The sequence below is a fragment of the Lysinibacillus sp. FW301-JW8 genome (assembly GCF_058788755.1).
The window spans coordinates 12,952-32,938 of the sequence record NZ_JBYTBB010000028.1 but is presented as its reverse complement, the minus strand read 5'-3'; the positions used below and the strand labels follow the sequence as shown (position 1 = coordinate 32,938).

General features: G+C 35.0%; 19 protein-coding genes. 7 read left to right on the top strand and 12 right to left on the bottom strand.

All coding sequences use genetic code 11. The features are described 5' to 3' along the window. Position 1: 1 nt before the first annotated feature. The 4 genes from AC3WOM_RS12880 to AC3WOM_RS12865 all read right to left on the bottom strand — a co-directional run bounded on the left by AC3WOM_RS12880 (position 2) and on the right by AC3WOM_RS12865 (position 3,858). Positions 2 to 871: an ornithine carbamoyltransferase gene (locus AC3WOM_RS12880; RefSeq protein ID WP_492447172.1), complete on the bottom strand. Its 870-nt coding sequence runs from the start codon at positions 869 to 871 to the stop codon at positions 2 to 4. 115 nt (positions 872 to 986) lie between these two features. Then, positions 987 to 1,694: a DNA alkylation repair protein gene (locus AC3WOM_RS12875; RefSeq protein WP_492447171.1), complete on the bottom strand. Its 708-nt coding sequence runs from the start codon at positions 1,692 to 1,694 to the stop codon at positions 987 to 989. 47 nt (positions 1,695 to 1,741) lie between these two features. Continuing rightward, positions 1,742 to 2,215, bottom strand: a complete 474-nt coding sequence (locus tag AC3WOM_RS12870) for a GNAT family N-acetyltransferase (protein ID WP_492447170.1) — start codon at positions 2,213 to 2,215, stop codon at positions 1,742 to 1,744. A gap of 212 nt (positions 2,216 to 2,427) precedes the next feature. After that, entirely contained in the window at positions 2,428 to 3,858 is a 1,431-nt protein-coding gene (locus AC3WOM_RS12865; RefSeq protein ID WP_492447169.1) for a DHA2 family efflux MFS transporter permease subunit, read from the bottom strand. A gap of 163 nt (positions 3,859 to 4,021) precedes the next feature. Here AC3WOM_RS12865 and AC3WOM_RS12860 point away from each other — a divergent pair, with 163 nt between their 5' ends. Beyond that, complete coding sequence (locus AC3WOM_RS12860) at positions 4,022 to 4,561, top strand: TetR/AcrR family transcriptional regulator (RefSeq protein WP_492447168.1); 540 nt, start codon at positions 4,022 to 4,024, stop codon at positions 4,559 to 4,561. A gap of 96 nt (positions 4,562 to 4,657) precedes the next feature. Here AC3WOM_RS12860 and AC3WOM_RS12855 read toward each other — a convergent pair whose 3' ends face one another. From AC3WOM_RS12855 to pdxR, 7 genes are all read right to left on the bottom strand, one after another. Beyond that, the gene (locus tag AC3WOM_RS12855) at positions 4,658 to 5,110 is read right to left on the bottom strand and encodes a GNAT family N-acetyltransferase (protein WP_427542451.1); all 453 of its coding nucleotides are present in this window, start codon (positions 5,108 to 5,110) and stop codon (positions 4,658 to 4,660) included. A gap of 32 nt (positions 5,111 to 5,142) precedes the next feature. Then, positions 5,143 to 6,648, bottom strand: a complete 1,506-nt coding sequence (locus tag AC3WOM_RS12850) for a DHA2 family efflux MFS transporter permease subunit (RefSeq protein ID WP_492447167.1) — start codon at positions 6,646 to 6,648, stop codon at positions 5,143 to 5,145. A gap of 345 nt (positions 6,649 to 6,993) precedes the next feature. Then, positions 6,994 to 8,490, bottom strand: coding sequence for an ATP-binding cassette domain-containing protein (locus tag AC3WOM_RS12845; protein ID WP_492447166.1), 1,497 nt, complete (start codon positions 8,488 to 8,490; stop codon positions 6,994 to 6,996). 331 nt (positions 8,491 to 8,821) lie between these two features. Then, on the bottom strand, positions 8,822 to 9,604 hold the full coding sequence (locus AC3WOM_RS12840; protein WP_492447165.1) for a helix-turn-helix transcriptional regulator: 783 nt from the start codon (positions 9,602 to 9,604) through the stop codon (positions 8,822 to 8,824). Between the two features lie 21 nt (positions 9,605 to 9,625). After that, entirely contained in the window at positions 9,626 to 10,201 is a 576-nt protein-coding gene (locus AC3WOM_RS12835; protein ID WP_492447164.1) for a LysE family translocator, read from the bottom strand. A 177-nt stretch (positions 10,202 to 10,378) separates the two neighbouring features. Beyond that, positions 10,379 to 10,756, bottom strand: coding sequence for a hotdog family protein (locus AC3WOM_RS12830; protein WP_492447163.1), 378 nt, complete (start codon positions 10,754 to 10,756; stop codon positions 10,379 to 10,381). A 657-nt stretch (positions 10,757 to 11,413) separates the two neighbouring features. Further along, entirely contained in the window at positions 11,414 to 12,844 is a 1,431-nt protein-coding gene (gene pdxR / locus AC3WOM_RS12825) for a MocR-like pyridoxine biosynthesis transcription factor PdxR (protein WP_492447162.1), read from the bottom strand. 350 nt (positions 12,845 to 13,194) lie between these two features. On the opposite strand from pdxR, the gene qoxA reads away from it, so the two are divergent. From qoxA to qoxD, 4 genes are all read left to right on the top strand, one after another. Beyond that, a complete protein-coding gene (gene qoxA, locus AC3WOM_RS12820; protein ID WP_492447161.1) occupies positions 13,195 to 14,073 on the top strand; it encodes a cytochrome aa3 quinol oxidase subunit II in 879 nt (292 codons plus the stop codon). Positions 14,074 to 14,141: 68 nt separating this feature from the next. After that, positions 14,142 to 16,091, top strand: coding sequence for a cytochrome aa3 quinol oxidase subunit I (gene qoxB, locus AC3WOM_RS12815; protein ID WP_492447160.1), 1,950 nt, complete (start codon positions 14,142 to 14,144; stop codon positions 16,089 to 16,091). After that, on the top strand, positions 16,088 to 16,684 hold the full coding sequence (gene qoxC, locus AC3WOM_RS12810) for a cytochrome aa3 quinol oxidase subunit III (protein ID WP_492447159.1): 597 nt from the start codon (positions 16,088 to 16,090) through the stop codon (positions 16,682 to 16,684). The genes qoxB and qoxC overlap by 4 nt, the downstream gene beginning before the upstream one ends. A gap of 1 nt (position 16,685) precedes the next feature. Further along, positions 16,686 to 16,970: a cytochrome aa3 quinol oxidase subunit IV gene (gene qoxD, locus AC3WOM_RS12805; protein WP_427542406.1), complete on the top strand. Its 285-nt coding sequence runs from the start codon at positions 16,686 to 16,688 to the stop codon at positions 16,968 to 16,970. 61 nt (positions 16,971 to 17,031) lie between these two features. On the opposite strand, the gene AC3WOM_RS12800 is transcribed toward qoxD, so the two are convergent. After that, entirely contained in the window at positions 17,032 to 17,586 is a 555-nt protein-coding gene (locus tag AC3WOM_RS12800; protein ID WP_492447158.1) for a helix-turn-helix domain-containing protein, read from the bottom strand. A gap of 145 nt (positions 17,587 to 17,731) precedes the next feature. Between AC3WOM_RS12800 and AC3WOM_RS12795 the strand changes: the two genes are divergently transcribed. Together AC3WOM_RS12795 and AC3WOM_RS12790 are read left to right on the top strand one after the other, a co-directional pair. After that, positions 17,732 to 18,931 (top strand): MFS transporter, encoded by a 1,200-nt coding sequence (locus tag AC3WOM_RS12795; RefSeq protein ID WP_492447157.1) that lies wholly within the window; start codon positions 17,732 to 17,734, stop codon positions 18,929 to 18,931. Between the two features lie 225 nt (positions 18,932 to 19,156). Further along, positions 19,157 to 19,978 carry a spore germination protein gene (locus tag AC3WOM_RS12790; protein ID WP_492447156.1) on the top strand — a complete coding sequence of 274 codons (822 nt, stop codon included), beginning with the start codon at positions 19,157 to 19,159 and terminating at the stop codon, positions 19,976 to 19,978. The last annotated feature ends 9 nt before the right edge of the window (positions 19,979 to 19,987 follow it).

The window sequence follows — 19,987 nt, the reverse complement described above, 5'->3', positions numbered from 1 at the left end:
ACTAATTTGTATTTAACTTTAAGCTTGTTAATCCAATACAATATAACATGATTGCTTGTTGCACATAAATCAAGTTCTTTTTAAATTGATATCCAACAAAATAATCTGATGAAATAGCGTCCTCACTAACCTCTTCATTTCTAAAAAATGGAGGACAAGGATTTAATATTGCATGTGGTTTAGCTTCTTTCAGTCTATCTAAAGTAATTTGATATTTATTTATATAGTTATTTGTCCTTAAATCTTCTGGTAATGAATCCGTCAATATTACATCACTTGATACTAATACATTGTCTAGCTCTGTATAAAATATATAATTAGAGGTGTCCTTACCTATTTCGTATCCAGGTTTACAAACATGGTTGAATTTTAGATTCATTACTTTTGCAATATTCATCCACGATTTTGCTATATTACTTGCAGGTCCAATGAATGTATATACTAAATCTTTGGGATTTAACTTTAACTTACTTATAGAATAAAAATCAGCTAATATTTCGCAAGGATGATTTTGAGCTGTCATAGCATTTATGATGGGTATAGATGTATATGTCGATAATTCGTAGATTTTAGAGAAATCTGTATGTCTTACAATAACACCGTCCACCCAGTTTTCGATATATTTAATAACATCTTCTAATGCCTCTCTTTTATCAAGACTTTCTGGCGGAAATAAAATACACTCTCCCCCTAAATCTTTTATCCCCTTCTCAAAGGTAATTCTCGTTCTTATACTCGTTTCAGGAAAAAATAACACAAAAGTTTTTCCTTTTAGAGGTTTTATTCCTTTGTGATGAATAAGCTGATCTGTTAAATGAAAAATCTCGGTTATTTGATATTCAGATAAATCATCGATACTTAATAAGTTCAAAAAATCCCTCCTTATTTCATTGTTTTAATGAATAATTATACATGAATAATGATTATTATGCAATAAAGTCATACAAGAAAAACCTCCAATAGTGAAAAAATGGAGGTTTCATTATTCAACATCTTACATATTTACGTTTGAAACCTAACCTCCCCTTATCTACCTCTTTCTGTATATTTTCATAAGCGTGTAGAATAGTGCTTTTTTTCTTGTCCCGTTTGAGTTCGACTGGACCTACTGCTTTCGCAATCTCGATCGCCAAACCATATAGTGGCACATAGGAAATTCCGACAGTATATAGAAAATTATTCATAGCTGATTTCGCTCGCCCTGGAGCAGTGTGAATCGTATTTTTCACTATTTCAAGCATGCTGGCAATTTTACTCTCTGAAAACTCAACATCTGAGCGATTTCCTAAAAGCCAACAGTAACAGCTCCAACCAGCTGACATTCTTAGCTCTTCCCCACTAGCAATCCATTGATCTGCAACCTCTTGTGCAATATCTGCTTCCGCCAATGTTACGGCTACCACATAATCCGACAGCATATAAAAATATGCCAAATCCATCCAACGATTATAATCTGTCACAGTCATTGCATTTGAATCTGCAATAATGCCTGCAAAGTACATAGCATCATAGTTGCCTGTGGCATAAAGTTCTTCTGCTAATGCTTGATTCATTTTTATTTTCTTTGCTATCGGCTTCATAGCACCTGTTGCCACGCCAAAAAGTGGCTCATGCGCACCATTGGACATGTACATTTTTTTCGTCCGTTCCTTACCGAGGGCTTCAAGCTCCTGCATAACCATTTCTACATTCATCTTTTGCACTTCCTTTTTTATGATTATCCTTAGCGCCTTATTCTTGTTTAAATGAGGGTAAGGATGAACTCTTCAACTTCTTCGCCACGTGTATTAGAAAATCCGATGTCCTCACCAGTTATCATGAATCCACATTTCTTTAGAACCTTAAGAGATCCTACATTGTCTTTCGCGGCACGAGCATAAAAAGGGCGAATTGAATTGAGGTTTAGAAAATCTTGTAAAGCATTAGTTGCTATTCCTTTTCCCCAATATTCCTTGCCAATCCAATAGCTAATTTCTGGTTTACCAAACTGCTCGAAACATAGAATATGCCCAACTACATTATTATTGACAATGATCGTTTGCTTAATAATATCCTTATCATTAAGAATTTTGTTCCAGTGTGTAGAAAAGCCAATCCAATCATTAGGGTCTTTTCTCGTAAATGCAGCCATATGGTTGGCTTCACAGTTCTGTTGGTGTTTAAAAAAAATGGAAAGATCATTCAAAATCACATTTCGAAGCATTATATTACTCATTATCCTTCCCCTTTGTCGTTTCACCCTTATTTTAACGAACGTACATTCTAATTTCAATGGATTTGTAAAATACTAATTTCATTCTCAAAACTCTTATCAATATGCCGCATAATAGCTAGATTGTTTACCTAACCTCCATTGAATAATTGCCTACATGTAATCTCGACCACAGTAGATTAAAAAATTTCTCGTAAATGGTACTGACTTAAAACTTAAACTTGCTGTTTCATCCTTTTTTTAGTTGGAACAAATAGCGTTAAAACAAATGCAATAATCGCTAAGATGGTCATAAAATAATAGGCATCACTTGAGCCTAAAATGGAAGCAAGTGTGCGAATAGCTTCAACTGTAGTATTAGGTGCTTCTGCTAGCAATGTTTTCGCATGATTTGTCGTTTGTGCTGTAAAAATGGTAATAACTACTGCAGCTCCAATTGCACCTGAAATTTGGCGCAAGGTATTATTGACTGCAGTACCATGTGTTACAAGGGTTTTCGGTAAGGCATTCAAACCAGCTGTGTTCAATGGCATTGTGATAAAGCTTAATCCAATACGTAGGAAAATAGTACGTAGCATTAAAAAGGTAAAGGAAGTTGTTTCCGTTAAATCTGTAACTACCCACATGGAAGGAATAATAAAAATCAAACCAATCATAAATAGCGGCTTTGCACCAAAACGGTCATACATTTTTCCTGTAACAGGTGACATAAAGGCGTTTACAAGAGCACCAGGTAATAATAATAAACCAGCGTCTAATGCAGTGAATCCTCTTCCGTTTTGTAAATAAATTGGTAATAAAATCATATCCGCGTACATCATCATTGTGACAATCATATTGATGATAGATGTTAACGTGAATACTTTATTTTGAAAAACGGATAAGTTTAGAAGCGGATCACTGGATTTAATTTGTCGAAGGCAGAATATAGCTATCGTTAAGATTCCCACAAATATAGAAACGATGACGACTTTATCATCCCAACCATGGCTTCCTGCATTACTAAAACCATATAAAATAAGACCAAAGCCAATGGTTGATAAAATAACACTCACTACATCTAACTTAGTTTTTGCTGTTTCAGAGACATTGATTAAATATTTTAATGCCATTAAAATGATTATCACAACTAATGGAATAAGACCGATAAATAACCAACGCCATGAATAATAATCGATAATAAAACCTGCTAATGTTGGTGCAATTGCTGGTGCGAAAATCATGGCAAGACCTATTAATCCCATCATACTGCCTCTTTTTTCAGAAGGAAAAATAAACATTACTATGCTCATAAGCAAGGGCATAATAATTCCTGCACCAATCGCTTGAATCATACGACCAATTAGTAAAGTTGCAAAGTTTGGTGCTACTGCACAAAAAATAGAGCCTACTAATAAAAACAACATAGAGCTAATAAATAATTGGCGTGTAGAAAAGCGTCTCATTAAGTAGGCAGCGATTGGGACTAGCACCCCGTTTACCAACATAAAGCCAGTCGATAACCACTGAACAGTTGTAGCAGAAACAGAAAACACGACCATTAAATTACTTAAGGCAACGTTTAACAGTGTTTGATTTAATGTAGATAAAAAACACCCTAAAATTAAGACTGTTAATAATACTTTTTTATTGATTGTTTCTGACATTACATAATTCCTCTTTCTACTTGTTTTATTAACACTGTGTCAATAAAATAGATAATAACATTTTTATTTTTTGATGCCTATTTACAATTTTTCAAGAAGTGTTAATTAAACAACAGATTTTAAAAAACTATTAATGAAGTTTGTATTTAATAGATAAAGGAGAATGAAATTGACCACACATAAAAAACAAGATCCGCGAGCTATTCGCTCAAAACGGGTGTTTAAAGAAGCTGTTGTAGATATATTAATTGAAGACTCGGATATTTCAAAACTGACTGTCCAAAAGATAGCCAAACGTGCTGAGTTAAATCGAGCAACTTTTTATTTGCATTTTATGGATATAAATGATTTATTAAAACAGGTAGTTTACGATATTTTCGACGACCTGTCGTTAAAAATAGCTCCGACTTTACAAATTGATAACTTAAATAATCAAGAGCAGTTAATGACGTTTTTAGATTTTTTTTATATGCATCGAAAAATTTTAGCAGTCCTCTTTGAGCACCCTGGTTTCAAAAGGAAATTTCATAGTATGCTAACAGATTTGATTGTAATTCGACGCGAAAGGGATTTTACGGAAAAAACCTTATCAATGGATATTCTCGCATCTTCAGTATTGGGGATAATTATGTGGTGGCTCAAAGATGGGATTCATTTTAGCTCTGAATATATTGCTAATCAAATTATTGAGTTATATCGCTGATCATCCATATCTCAACAAAAAAACGTTCATCATTTTTAGATGAACGTTTTTAAGTATGTCTTATCCTATGCTAGTGTATTAGAGATTGCAAATACATTATTTTGGGGATATCCATTCATATTGAATGTCAGGTAAATTTTCTTCATTTTCATGTCCCCTACCTATGATTTTAAAACCATGTTTTTCATAAAATCGTTGTGCATTTTCATTTACTTCAAATGTGGATAAGGTTAATCTCCCGCATGAATGTGTCTTTACTTTATCTAGTAATATTTGACCGATACCGATTCCTTGATAATCTATATGAATATATAATTGGCTTATTTCCCTTTTATTATAAGCTATCATTCCAACTACTATTTCATCTATTAACGCTATATCTATTTGAAACTGTTCAGGTAATAGATGATTTAAAAAGTAAACATGATTGTCAAAGCTATGAATTTCTTTCTGTCCAATAGCCTGTTCCTTACTATCTCGCCACATAGCTACCGTTTGTTCGGCGTATTTGGATTTATAAGGAGTAATGATGATTTGGTATTGGTTCACTTCAATCTCCACCCTTTGGACTGACAATTTTTCTACTCCCCTTGAACGTCTATCCCTTGATTAGGTTTGACTCTTTTAATAAAGAATGCAAGAATAAGGGCGATCACCGTAATCAATGTTGAAATAAAGAAGGTAATATTAATACCATGTAACATAGCTTCATTCATAATTTGTTGTTGTACTTCAGCTGCAGCTTGTGTAGATGATTGGGTTGCATTGGCACTCATATTGTTCATAGCTTTAGCAGCTAATTCCTCTGCTTTTACAGTCGTTATATTGTTCATGACGGTAATCAATACCGCAGAACCTATAGCACCAGACACCTGCTGTAATGTATTGTTCATCGCTGTCCCGTGTGGATTATTATAGGCTGGTAACTGATTTAAACCATTTGTCATTACTGGCATCATAACCATTGACATCCCAAACATACGTAGAGTATAGAGCAGCACAAGCGTAGAATACGCAGTATGCAGACCGATTTTACTAAAGTAATAAGTTGTTATAATGGTAATAGTCAACCCAATTACGGCCAGGGTTCTTGCTCCGTATTTATCAAAGAGTTTCCCTGTGATTGGGGACATTATCCCCATGACAATAGCGCCTGGAAGCATTAACAGGCCAGAATCCATTGGTGAAATCCCACGAATTGTTTGTACATAAATCGGCATTAGAATCATTGCTGAGAACATCGCAACCGAAATAACGATTGAAATGGTTGTTGATAAGGCGAACATTGGATATTTGAAAATACGAAACTCAAGCATGGGCTCATCCATTCTTAGTTGACGAAGGATAAAAGAAATCAAAGCAAGTGTACCAATGATAATCGTACCGTAGACGAGAACATTATCCCATCCTTTTTCCCCTGCTGAGCTGAAGCCATAAAGCAAGCCACCAAATCCAATACTAGATAATACTAGAGACAGTACGTCCAGCTTAATAGGACGTTGTGGTGTGACATTCTTTAATTTAAAGGCTGCAAAAATTAAAGTTAAAATGGCTATTGGCAGTACCAGATCAAATAACATTCTCCAGCTATAATGCTCGATCAACCATCCAGAAAGTGTCGGTCCAATCGCTGGAGCTGTAATCATTACAAGACCAAACATCCCCATTGCTGCCCCTCGTTTTTCGACTGGAAAAGCAGTTAGCATAACATTCATTAATAACGGCATCATAATTGCAGATCCTGCAGCTTGAATCATACGAGCCCCTAATAATACGCCAAATGCAGGTGCAATACTAGCTAAAAATGTTCCCAAAGTAAACAAGGTCATGGCGATAATGAATAGCTTTTTATCAGTAAATCGTTGAATGAAGAATGCACTTGCAGGTATTAAAATCCCGTTAATTAGCATATAGCCTGTTGAAAGCCATTGTACTGCAGTGGCATTGACCTCGAATTCCTCCATAATGGCTGGAAGAGCAATATTTAATAATGTTTCATTCAAAATAGCTACAAATGCCCCGATAAATAAAATGGCAATCATGCCATATGGCGGTTTTGTCTGAACAGAAATTGTTTTCTCCGACATGTAGTATCAGTCCTACTTTCTTTCTCTTTTTCAGTTACATTCACATCTTTTTTAGATTTGATCTTCTTCGTCAATTTGATGAGTAGTTTTTTCCTCCAATTCGTTGTAGTGCCCCTTCTGATTTCATAGCAACCACCCCTTTAAAATTAAATTAAAAATTGTTGACGAAAGAATAGAAAGTATTGTATAATTAAAATAGGGATAATTCTAATTATTTATATTATACAATGTCTAGCTATATAAATTTATCATAAGACAGCCTTTATTTCAATGTGTTCTACATAAATTTTTTGCGAAAAAAGTCGGTTCCTTTACTACAGGAATTCGACTTTTTCTTATCTTTCCCTATTTTTTCGTTAATCCTTCATTAGTTAATTCATAAATGGTTGATGCTACTTCTTTTAGGTAGCGTCGATCATGTGAAACACTTATAATGGCTCCTCCATATTGTGCTAATGCCTGACACAGAACAGGTGTTGTCAAAGGACTAAAATTTCTCGTTGGTTCATCTAATATCAATATTTCGCAACCATCCATAATCATTTTTAACAATAGTAGCTTCGCTTTTTGACCCCCACTCAAATACCCAATTGTCTGCTGCATTTCATCGCTAGTAAATTTCATACTGCCTAAAAGTGTGAAAGCCTTTGTCATGGCTTCCCTTTCACCAGTAGTCTCTAGAAAACTAATCGGTGATTGAGCAGGGTCCAATAGATCCTCATAATTTTGTGGCATGTATCCTATTTTTAATGAAGAATGTTCCTTTATCTTTTCCAAAATTATTTTTAATAATGTTGATTTTCCTACTCCATTTTCCCCAATAATCGCCACTTTTTCTGGTCCAGTAATGGATAACTTAATATTTTGGGAAAGTTGTTTATTTGCTATTTCAAGCTTTTCTAATGATAATTCTAGAACTTTTTTATGGCGATGTACATGTATAGAGGAATCAAAGCGAAATTCACTTGCCTCTTCCACGCCTGGTATCTCTAAAAAATCCTCTGTAGCTCGGTCCATACGTTTTTTTTGATTTTTTAATGACTTTATTTTCTTTTGTAATCTGGGATCTGAGCGAGACACATTCTGATGCTGATGCTCAGCCTTATTCCATACCTCATGCCACTTACTCATTTGTTTTTTATAATCAGATGCTTGCTTTCTCGCCATCTGTTCTTGCTTTTGCAAATTGTTTTCTCGATGAAAAAGGTACGTTTCATAAGACTCTCTTGTAAAGGTATATTTAGGTATTTGCTTGCGATTGGTAAGCTCAATGTGAATAATTGCGTTTGCCGTACTATTTATAAATGTTTCATCATGTGATACAAAAATAATTGGTATCGAAGTTTGTTGAATAAATTTTTCCAGCCATTCAATTGTGCCTATGTCCAAATCATTTGTCGGTTCATCTAACAAAAGAACATCAGGATTCATGGCGAGTAACTTTAAAAAACGATACTTAAATCGCTCCCCTCCCGAAAAATCACCAATCCTTTTATCTGAAACAAATGAATCAATCCTAAAATCATCCATTGCTTTTAACAATTCTTTATTCCAATTGTTCTCCGAAAATAACTCAGTGATGGTCAACTTTTTTTCATGAGCTGATAGTTCCTGTGATAGATATCCCAGTGAATAATCATTTTTAAGAATTTTTCCTTCATAAGTACAATAATCTGCTATCAATTGATCATTGTAAATGCATTTTAATAATGTACTTTTGCCATTACCCTCTTCCCCTATTATGACAATCTTGTCTCCTTTTTGGGTACTCAGCTGAAGATGATCTATTAACGTTCGATTATCTTTTATCGTTTTGATGGTAAGGTTGTGTATTTCTATCATGTAAACTCCCCTTCCTTTTTTCATGGCGTAATTGTTTAATGTTAGTTGTTCATATGCATCACCCTAAAATTTGATAAAAACAAAAAAAAGATGCCTCTGTTTATAAACAGAAGCATCTTCTCGCACAACGAAAAAGTTTTCACCCTATGTGTAAAATCATAGAGTGGTAGATTTAAAATATGATAGGTGAAAATTAGCTTCTTGTTTATTTATTATGAGATTAGCCTTTTTAATAAATAAACAATTGCTCAAATTCTTCACCCTCCGTTCGTTCAAATTTGTATTTTTAATTTAACATATAATTCTATTTATTGTCAATTGTAATAGTAAATTAGGGATTATTAATAAAAGATACATACTCAAAAGCTGTTGTTCCAAAAACACTTTTAAATTGTTTATTTAAATGAGGTAAATCAACATATCCACATTGTGCGACTGCAGCATAAATATCCCCAGTTTGCTCGATGATGGATTTTGCCCGTTCAATTTTGCAATTTAAGAAGTATTGATAAGGTGTAATACCAGTATGTTTTTTAAAAAAGCGAATGAATTGGAATGTAGTGAAATCTATTTCTTGACATATATCCTCTATTTTTAGTACATTTTCGACATGTGAATGGATGATTTCTTTAGCTTTATTAATAACAAAACTATCCTTTTTCATTGGTGAATTAAAATCTTGTTCAACTAAGCTGTCTGTTAACTGTAAAAACAACTCGTTACATAATGCAGAATTTTCTTCTGCTAAAACAGCCTTCGATAGCTTTAGTATTTGTTGCTTTAGCATATTATTATAGATAATGGGCTTCTCAAAACAGATAATATCCTTTTTTTGAATCGCCTCTAAAAATAAAGAGGGTTCTATATAGATCATTACATACTCAAGCCCTTCTCGATTAAAAGCCATCCCATCATGGACCTGCTCGGGATTAAAAAACATGACACCGTTTTGATGAGATAGCTGTAGATTCCCATCTAAATAATAATGTTGAATCCCTTTTAACGTGACACCAAAAGCATATTCTTGATGAGCATGCTTTTTATATTTAAAATCTGTAAAGTTAGCTTTTAATGCTGTAATTCCATCCATTTTTCTATATGTAAAACTTTGCATGTTTTCACCTCTCACTTCCCATTAAATCCAGATCATCACGGCTGCATAAATCAAACAAAATGCCATGAATCCATTAACGGTTTTTTTATGATCTTGTAAAAATTGTTTAAAGATTGCTCCAAACAATACCCATAATAAGAAAGCAATTAAACCAATAATGGTAATAGTTATTACACTTAAGGATAACGCTAAAAACGAATCATAATAAGGTAAGACAAAGCTTGGAATTACCGTCATTGTAAATAATACTACTTTAGGATTTAAAAACTGCAACAAAAACCCTGAAGAAAAATTTCCCGTTTTATTATTGCTGTTACTAGAAGTATCCATTTTGTATATTTGGTATGCAAGATATATCATATATGCCGTACCAACAATTTGCATAATCAGCAACACTTTTGGAATCCATGTTGAAAAAAGAGTGTTTAGAAAAGCTGATAATACAAGTAAAATAAAAAATGCAATCGTAGAACCAGAAGAAAAATGTAAGCCTCTTTTTATACCATAATGCTGTGTTGTTGATAAAATTACGATATTTGTCGGTCCTGGTGTAACCGTAATAATAAAACAGTACAATAAAAAAGATGTAATATTCACGGAGCAAACTCCCTTTCAAGTTTATCTCTATGAATTATTACATCTATTATTTAAATCCAATAGTACAAAATTGCACATATACCTTGTCCATTAAATCCTTTTCTTGATTTCCTCGATATAAAATGCATATTGATTATGTCATTTAATAGCTTCGGTAATATCCAATAAACCAACCTGTTATAAAATAATGCCTGAAAAACTCCCCTTTAGTACTTCTTTGTCTAGTTGGTTTATGCATGTAAATGCTGCAGTAATGGCTGTTCGATTTTTTCCATCCGGTTCATATTGTTCGATAATTACATCACAGCGAATTGTATCATCACTAAAAACAGGACGTAAAAACTCGAAATTCATTTTGCGGGCTAATACGTTATTGTCACCACCGACCTTTGTAGGAAGTGTTGCTGTTAAAAGCCCTTGAACCACAAATCGACCTTGTTCGTCTGGTGTGATATGATGAATCCCTTCATCTTTTGATACCTTCGTAAATAATTCAACATCTTCCACTGTAAACGTACGTTCAAACGTAATTTTTTCACCTACTTGTAATCCCATCAATATCCCCCCTGAGAGTAAAAAACTATCATAATCAGAATATTAAAACTTATTATCGTATTACTCAACTATTAAAATATTTATATTACTGAAAAAAACAGCCACCTAGCGCCGATTGAATATCGAAACTAGGTGGCTAGATGGTGTTTTTGACTAAGATTTAATAGTGTATATAAGGAGTGCCTATTTCCCTTATATACTGTTGTGGGAAACCTAAAATATAATAAGTAGTGACTGCCTTGATTTTTTTCATCAGCAGTAAAAGCTAAAAAAATGAGATTGTTAGAACAGGTAAAACATAGAGACAAAATTAACGATACTTGTTGTGAATGATAAAACCTCTTTTTCAAAAAGCAGGTTTCTTACATGTAGCTTTTTTAATAACCCCATTAACATTTGATCCACACTGAATTAGATAACTACCTCTTACCTAATGAAAAAATGGGTTTGTCCTATCACCTTCCTACAACTTACAGATTTCATTACCTGTGTGAATAATTGTGAATCAATCCACACTTCAATGATAGTAGATAGCCTTTATGGATTTTTCTGATCCATATCTTTATCATAAATAGTTTACGTATATTTTTAACCATCCACTTTGCCACTATTTTAGTCATCCACTTGTCTATAATTTACAAAAATTCATCTTCTTACTTATAAACTATTAAGTGCTTGTGCAAATCTTTTTATTCCTTCATCGATTGAATCCACATCTTCTCTAGCATACGTAAAACGGACAAAGCCATTTTGGGATCCCATGGTGGAACCAGGAACATAAATGACGCCTCGTTTAATCGATTCTTCCAGTAATTGTGTTTCACTATAATTTTTCAGCACTTTACACCAGATGTGGATACCCCCCTGGGGAATATAAAACTCCACCTGATTTTTTAAATAAGTATCGAGACTTTGAACAATTGTATCCCTTCTTTTTTCTAATTCTCTAATTAAACTTTTGATATGCAAATTAAAGTTAATTGACTCTAAAAAATCATTAGCTATCCACTGTGTAAAGCTAGAATGACCAAAGTCAATTTGTTGCTTTGCATCAGATAACCTTTCAATAACGGATGTGGGACCAACAATCCAGCCTATGCGTAATCCCGAGGCAACAATCTTAGATAAAGAGCTAATGTATAATACATTTCCGTTTTTATCTAGTGATTTCAGGGTAGGAATTTTATCCCCCGAAAATGCTGTCAGACTATAGGGATCATCTTCTACTACTGGAATACCAAGCTTTGAGGATATGTCTAAAATAGCCTCTCTTCGCTTAATATTTAACGAAGAGCCTGTTGGATTGTGAAAATCAGGATTTAAAAAAATCATCTTAATACGATGTTTTTTATATAATGTTTGTAAATCTTCTGGGGCGACACCATCCTTATCAACAGATAAATAATGAAGTTGTAAGCCTGCTGATTTAAAAATAGGCAGATTATAATTGTACGAAGGGTCTTCTATTGCGATTGCATCTCCAGGCTTTAATAAACATTGGACAATCAAATGTAATGCTTGCTGCGCCCCTGATGTAATCAGTATGGAAGAAGGATTTGTATCAATCCCTCTACTATTTTTAATATGCTTCGTAAGAGTAGTTCGGAGTATTTCACTACCCTGTGGATGATCGTATCCAAGGCTGCCGATAAAGGAGCGAGTTGCAGTTATTTCTCTTAATGAGCTTTTAGGGAAAAGATCTTCTGATAATTCTCCTGTCGCTAAATTTATTAGTTTGTGTTCTACTGCCTCTTTTCTTATTTTTTGTGTGACAGGTAGATTAGGTAAAAAGGAGCCCGCCTCAATATATCGATTCCAACTAGGAATTCTTTTCCTTGTGATTCCCCAAATATCCTTACTAATGGTCGTGCCACTTCCTCTATTCCGTTCAATAAGCCCCATTGCTTCTAATTCGTCATATGCACTAACAACTGTACTTCTATTTACGTTCAAAGTATTCGCTAAGTATCGCTCTGATGGTAAAGGTTTATCAGGCGGAAATGTCCCATCAGCAATCCCTTTTTCAATATATTCTGCAAGTTGTTTATAGATAGCCTTTTTGGCATGTCGATCTGGTTTCCAATCCATATTTTCTCACCTCAATAGTGCTTCTAATTTCTAGCTTTATCTGAAAAGCTAAAATATCAATCATAGTATAATGTCATTTATATCGAACCATCCACTATCTTATTACTTTCCCCATCCACTTTGAATTTTAATCTATAGGACCCTATGATAACACTTACTAGACGTGTATTCCTCTCCAAAATATTATTCTGAAATTACTTTTCTCGTTTGAGAACATTCTGTGTTATCTTGCAAAACGCCTTGTCTTTCAAAGTATGTGCCACTATGATAAAAATCAATTGTGAATCAAAATCCATGCAAACCCAAAGTAGCCGATAGCACTTCAAAGAATCAGTTAAAGGGGTTTGTTTATGAAAAAAAGTTGGCTCAGATTAATTGGTCTTTTCACTATTGTCACTATGTTAACCGGTTGTGACCCGTTATTAGTATTAGATCCAAAAGGTCCTCAAGCTCAAGTACAAGCCAAAGATATTATGCTATCGATAGGGATTATGTCCTTTATCGTACTAATCGTTTTTGTGATTTTAGCTTATATGTTAATGAAATATCGTGCTTCTAAGCAAAGTCCCGACTATAAGCCTCCCCACATTGAAGGGAGTACAATGGTTGAAATAATTTGTGTAGGTATACCTGTTTTAATTGTTGCGTACATGTCTATTATTTCTGTTCAAAGTAATTATAAGGTGGAATCGACGCCAGAAAAATATAAAAATGAGAAACCATTGGTCATTTATGCTTCAACCTCTAACTGGAAATGGCATTTTAGTTATCCAGAAGAAGATATTGAAACCGTAAATTATTTGTATATCCCTGCAGAGCGTCCAATTGAGTTCAAACTTTACTCGTATGGACCGATTACTAGCTTCTGGATTCCTCAACTGGGTGGTCAAAAATATGCGATGGCCGATATGGTGAATACTTTGCATTTGGCTGCGGATATGCCCGGAGAGTTTATGGGAAGAAATGCAAACTTTAATGGCAAAGGGTTCGCTGAAAATACGTTTAACGTTACAGCGGTGACTCATGATGAATTTGATGATTGGGTAAAGGAAGTAAAAGAAACAGCAGATCTATTAACGGAGGAAAAATTTAATTCGTTACTAAAACCAGGACATGTGGGACAGTCCACTTATAATGGAACACATTTAACTTTTCTACCAGCACCTGAGGGTGAAAATGGTGGACATCAGCATGGTTCTTCTCACGTAAAAGATCATGCGGCTCAATGAAACAATCTTGAAATTCTCGAAATGAACTAGTTTACGATAAGGTTTATGTTGAAAGGAGACATAGTCAGATGGATTACTTTGAACGATTTGCAATACCCCATCCAAGCCCAGCTATTTATGCCTCAATGGTCGCTATTGGTCTTACGGTGATAGCGGTGATTGTAGGATTAACCTATTTTAAAAAATGGGGCTACCTTTGGCGTGAATGGTTAACAACAGTTGATCATAAACGAATCGGTATTATGTATTTAATTTCAGCTCTTCTTATGCTTTTCCGTGGTGGAGCGGATGCTATTATGATGCGAGCACAAATGGCAGTACCTGACAATAAGTTACTAGATGCACAGCATTATAATGAAATATTTACAACACATGGAACAGTAATGATTATATTTATGGCCATGCCGTTTATTATGGCCTTTATGAACTACATTGTGCCACTTCAAATTGGCGCAAGAGATGTAGCCTTCCCACGTTTGAATGCTTTAAGCTTTTGGTTATTTTTCATGGGGGCCATGCTATTAAATATTTCCTTTGTTATTGGTGGCTCTCCTGATGCTGGCTGGACGAATTATTTCCCTCTTGCTAGTAATGAATTTAGTCAATCTGTAGGAACGAACTATTACTTGTTTGCTCTACAAATTTCAGGTCTTGGTACATTAATTACTGGTATTAACATGATTGTGACAATTCTCAAAATGCGAGCACCAGGTATGACATTAATGAAAATGCCAATGTTTACGTGGTCCTCATTCGTCGCAAATGTAATTATCGTTTTTGCCTTTCCAGTATTAACGGTAGCACTTGTCATGGGAACTTTTGACCGCCTATTTGCAACGAATTTCTTCACAACATCCAACGGCGGAATGGATATGCTGTGGGCGAATTTCTTCTGGGTATGGGGACATCCTGAGGTTTATATCCTGATTTTACCAGCCTTTGGACTATACAGTGAGATTATTTCTACATTCTCCGGACGCAATCTCTATGGCTATAAATCGATGGTCGGTTCAATGGTCATTATCTCCTTTCTATCGTTTTTAGTATGGACCCATCATTTCTTTACGATGGGACAAGGCGCTTTAACAAATAGTATTTTTTCAATAACAACGATGGCCATTGCTGTGCCGACTGGGGTCAAGATTTTTAACTGGTTATTCACCTTGTGGAAAGGAAAAATTGTCTTTACAACGCCGATGCTTTATTCCATGTTGTTTATCCCTACTTTTACAATAGGTGGCGTAACAGGCGTGATGCTTGGTATGTCAGCAGCTGACTACCAATACCATAATACAATGTTTTTAGTAGCACACTTCCATATGGTGATTATTCCAGGTGTTGTATTTGCGATGCTAGCAGGCTTACATTACTATTGGCCAAAAATGTTTGGCTTTATGTTAAATGAAAAAATCGGCAAAGTAACGGCATGGATTATTGCAATCAGTACCTTACTAGCCTTTATGCCGATGTTCTTCTCTGGCTTAGATGGACAAGCACGCCGTATGTATACTTACTCGGCCTCCACAGGTTTTGGTATGTGGAATATGATTTCTTTTGTCGGCGCTATTGGTCTTACGATTGGCTTTATCTTAATTGTATATAACGTTTATTACAGCATTCGTTATGCACCAAGAAATGTTGGCTCAGATCCATGGGACGCACGTACATTAGAATGGGCTACACCAAATCCTGTACCGTACTATAATTTTGCAAAGGTGCCGCATGTCATTTCAACTGAGGCTTTATGGGATGCAAAATATCGCCAGCATGATTTGTTCCCAGAGAAATATGAAAACATTCATATGCCAAATAACAGTGGTGTACCTTTCATTTTAGGCTGTATTTTCTTTGCATGGGGATTCTCATTTGTGTTTGGTATGTGGATTCCAACCATTGTTACAACTATCGGTATTTTTATTTGCATGGCTCACCGTTCGTTGGAAAAAGATCCAGGACATTATATTACTGTCGAAAAAGTGAAAGCAACGGAATCAAAATTGCGAGGTAGTCAATCATGAAAATCGATCAATCACTTCCTTTAGAATATAGTACACAGCAAAACCAATTGAATATATTAGGCTTTTGGGTTTTTATCGGTGCTGAAATCATGCTCTTTGGAACGCTGTTCGCAGCTTACTTTGTTTTAGTGGATCGCACTGGAACTGGTCCTACAGGAGCAGACATTTTTGAAATTACCCCTGTTTTATTTGAAACATTTATTCTCTTAACAAGTAGCTTTACCATTGGCTTAGGAATACACGCTATGCGCAAGGGCTATACGAAAGCGATGATAACGTTCTATGTTGTGACGCTCCTACTTGGTGTAGCCTTTATTGGTTTTGAAGTTTATGAGTTTATTCACTATGTACATGTTGGAGCAGGCTTACAAACGAGTGCCTTTACAGCTACCCTTTTGACAATATTAGGGACGCATGGTGCGCACGTCACATTTGGTGTGTTCTGGGGTATGTTTATTGTCTACCAACTAATTCAGCGTGGATTGACGCCTGAAACAGCCAATAAATCGTTCATCTTCTCCTTATATTGGCACTTTTTAGATGTGGTCTGGATCTTTATCTTCAGTTTCATTTACTTGAAAGGAATGGTTTGAAATGAGTGATTTATTCCCATTTAAACAAGTTATGGGATTTGCCCTGTCAATTATCCTTACCATCATTGCGGCGAGTGTGTATTTTTTTGATATATCTTCGCCCATTACCATGACAATACTTTTAGTCACAGCATTTATACAGGCTGGCTTACAGTTAGTCGTCTTTATGCATGCCAGTGAAACAAAGGATAAACCTGCGATCTATACAAATATCTACTATGCATTAATAATTGCTCTCGTAACCATTTTTGGGACATTATTATGTATGATCTGGGGCTATCTATAACAGAGAGTATGAAAAAATCGTCCTTTACTTGATGAGTAAGGACGATTTTTTTATGACAAAACTATCGGGTTGTATAGCTTAACGAGAGCATCAAATGTATTTTTTCGTTTGAACGATTGATGTATGTGTGAAGCTCTTCGCCATTAAATTTAATGACATCCCATTGATTTAATTGATGAATTTTTTCTCCTACCTTCATCTCCAATTGCCCATTTAACACAAGGACAATTTCTTCTGATCCTGCTAAGTGACATTCACTGTACTCACTATTTGGTTCGATGCAACCTCTATACCATTCCGTTCCATGTGTATTCAATAATGGCTCGACAAACCAGTTGTTATTATTTCCCTTAAATTGGTAATCTGATCCAAACCTATGCACTTCTATATTTTCTTTAAATGATAATAAAGAGACGAGTGGAATATTAAGCCCTCTGCATATTTTCCAAAGAATATTGATCGTTGGATTCGTTTCCCCTCTTTCAATTTTTCCTAACGTCAATTTACTAACACTACTTACATTTGCTAAATCATCAAGACTCATCCTTTTATTTTTTCGAATTTCTCTTAGATTAAGCCCAACTTGACTAGATAAGTCAATATTTTCCTCATTCAAAGTGTTGCACCCCTTCTGTTGACTTCATACATTAAGTATATTATAGTATACAAGTCGATAAATTATAGTTTGTTTTTTTATTTATAAAGTTAACTATAGTATATCAAACAATCATTCATATTTACAAAAAGAGGTGTTTTCAGTTATGGCGAAATCAAAAAATCTGACTATTATTTGGAGTATTTTTTCTTTGTTTATACTCTCTATGAATCTACGAGCTTCCATTACATCCATCTCGCCAGTATTGAAAAATATTCAAATGGATTTACAGATGTCTAGTGTAGTAGTAAGTTTACTAACGGCCCTACCTGTTTTTTGCATGGGGATTTTTGCTCCATTGGCTGGGAAGTTAAGTGAAAGATGGGGTATTGAGCTGACGATTGCTTTATCCGTTTTATTAATTGGTGTTTCTACGGCATTACGTTTAGTAGCGACTTTTCCTTTGCTGTTATTACTAACAGCTATTCTTAGCGGGATAGGTATCGCGATTACAGGCCCACTGATCTCTGGCTATATCAAAAAGGAATTTCCTAAATATTCATCTACCATGATTGGTGTCTACTCAGCGGGGATGGGAATTGGAGCGTCTTTAAGCGCTGGCTTAGTCGTGCCCGCCATGCATGCTTTTCATCAATCGTGGAATGCAGCTTTAGCAATATGGTCGGTATTCGCACTTATGGGAATCATTGTTTGGATTCCTATTATCAAAAAATCAAAGCAATCTCAAGTGTCAATAGAGAAATCTGTCAGTCAAAAAAGCCGATTACCTTGGGGAAATCGATATGTTTGGCTCCTTATGATATTGTTTGGTTTACAATCAGGTATTTACTACTCCCTGGCGACATGGCTCGCACCAAAAGTACAGGACTTTGGATATAGTGATGCCTACGCCGCAACAACGGTTACCATTTTTTCCGTAATGCAAATGATTTGTAGCTTTATTATTCCGATCTTAATTAATAATAGTGTGAAGAGAAAGCCTTGGATGCTCCTTTGTGCATTAAGTTCTTTTATTGGCATTCTGTTATTAATAACTGGCGGGATTTCACCCATTTTCTGTGCCACATTAATGGGCATTGGTGCTGGTGGTTTATTCCCATTGGCTATGATTTTACCTTTAGACGCAACGACAACTCCAAAAGAAGCAAGCGAATGGACAGCCATGATTCAATTTGGTGGCTATATTATTAGTGGCATTATTCCGATGCTTGTTGGTGTTATAAAGGATGTAACAAACACTTTTGACTTTGCATTTTACGCATTATTATTTATTTTAGTTGTATTAATGTTGATAACGTTTAAAGTTAGAGCAAAAAGCGATTCAAATACTTACTTCCTTCAATAGAGAAAAAAATGTCGAAGCTACCCTCTCAAAAAATAGCACGAATCATAAGAGATTTGTGCTATTTTTTCTAATTAGCAACGGGTTAAGGAGAACTAAATTATGTCTGCTATTTTAGGATATACATTTATCGATGTCTATTTGAAAATGCACAAAATAAGTTTAGATCGCCCTTCGAAAGTCAATTCTATAAACTAAGTTAGTAATGAAGGGAGCCTATAATTCCACATGAATTTTAAACAGCCTTTATCACCAGCCAAAGAGGCACCTAAAGAAAATCTTGTGAGGGTCGCATATTCGACAGATCATTTTATTCAGTCGATTAAAAATGCTACGAATAATCCAGCTGACTTGATTGTTAAGCTGCTCCCACCGAAACTTATGCTTATTTATATCGATAAATTAGTTGACAATCAGACTTTAAATAAAGATATTATCGGCAATTTACAGAATAAACCACATGAAACTCCAGATACAATTGAGGCTACCCTTTCTATTCCTGAAGTTGTTATATCTAGTCTACTAAAGGAAACAATAGAATCTATCGTTAATGGTTCTGTTGTTATTCATGTAGATGGGTTTCCGCAAGTACTGCTAGCCAATATCGCCAATAGAGAATCCAGAGCTTTAGCAGCACCTGAAAATGAATCACAAGTCATTGGTGCACAGGTTGGTTTTAATGAGAGTCTTTCCACAAATATTTCTGTTATTCGTCGCTACATAGTAAGTCCCGACCTTTGTAATGAAAAACTAAAAATTGGCACACGCACCAATACCTCTGTCTCACTCTTATATATGCATGGAATTGCCAACGATCAGATGGTCAATACTTTGCGACAACGAATCACAGATCTTAATCTCGATGAACTACTCGACAGTGCAGTGCTATCTGAAATGATTGATGATAACTCTTTATCCGTCTTCCCACAGATGCTATTAACTGAAAGACCGGATAGGTTTTGTGATGCGCTATTAGATGGCAAAGTAGGTGTTATTGTGGATGGTAGCTCGGTCTTTGGAAAATGTTCAACGAAAAAAACTCAATTGTAGTGCATCACT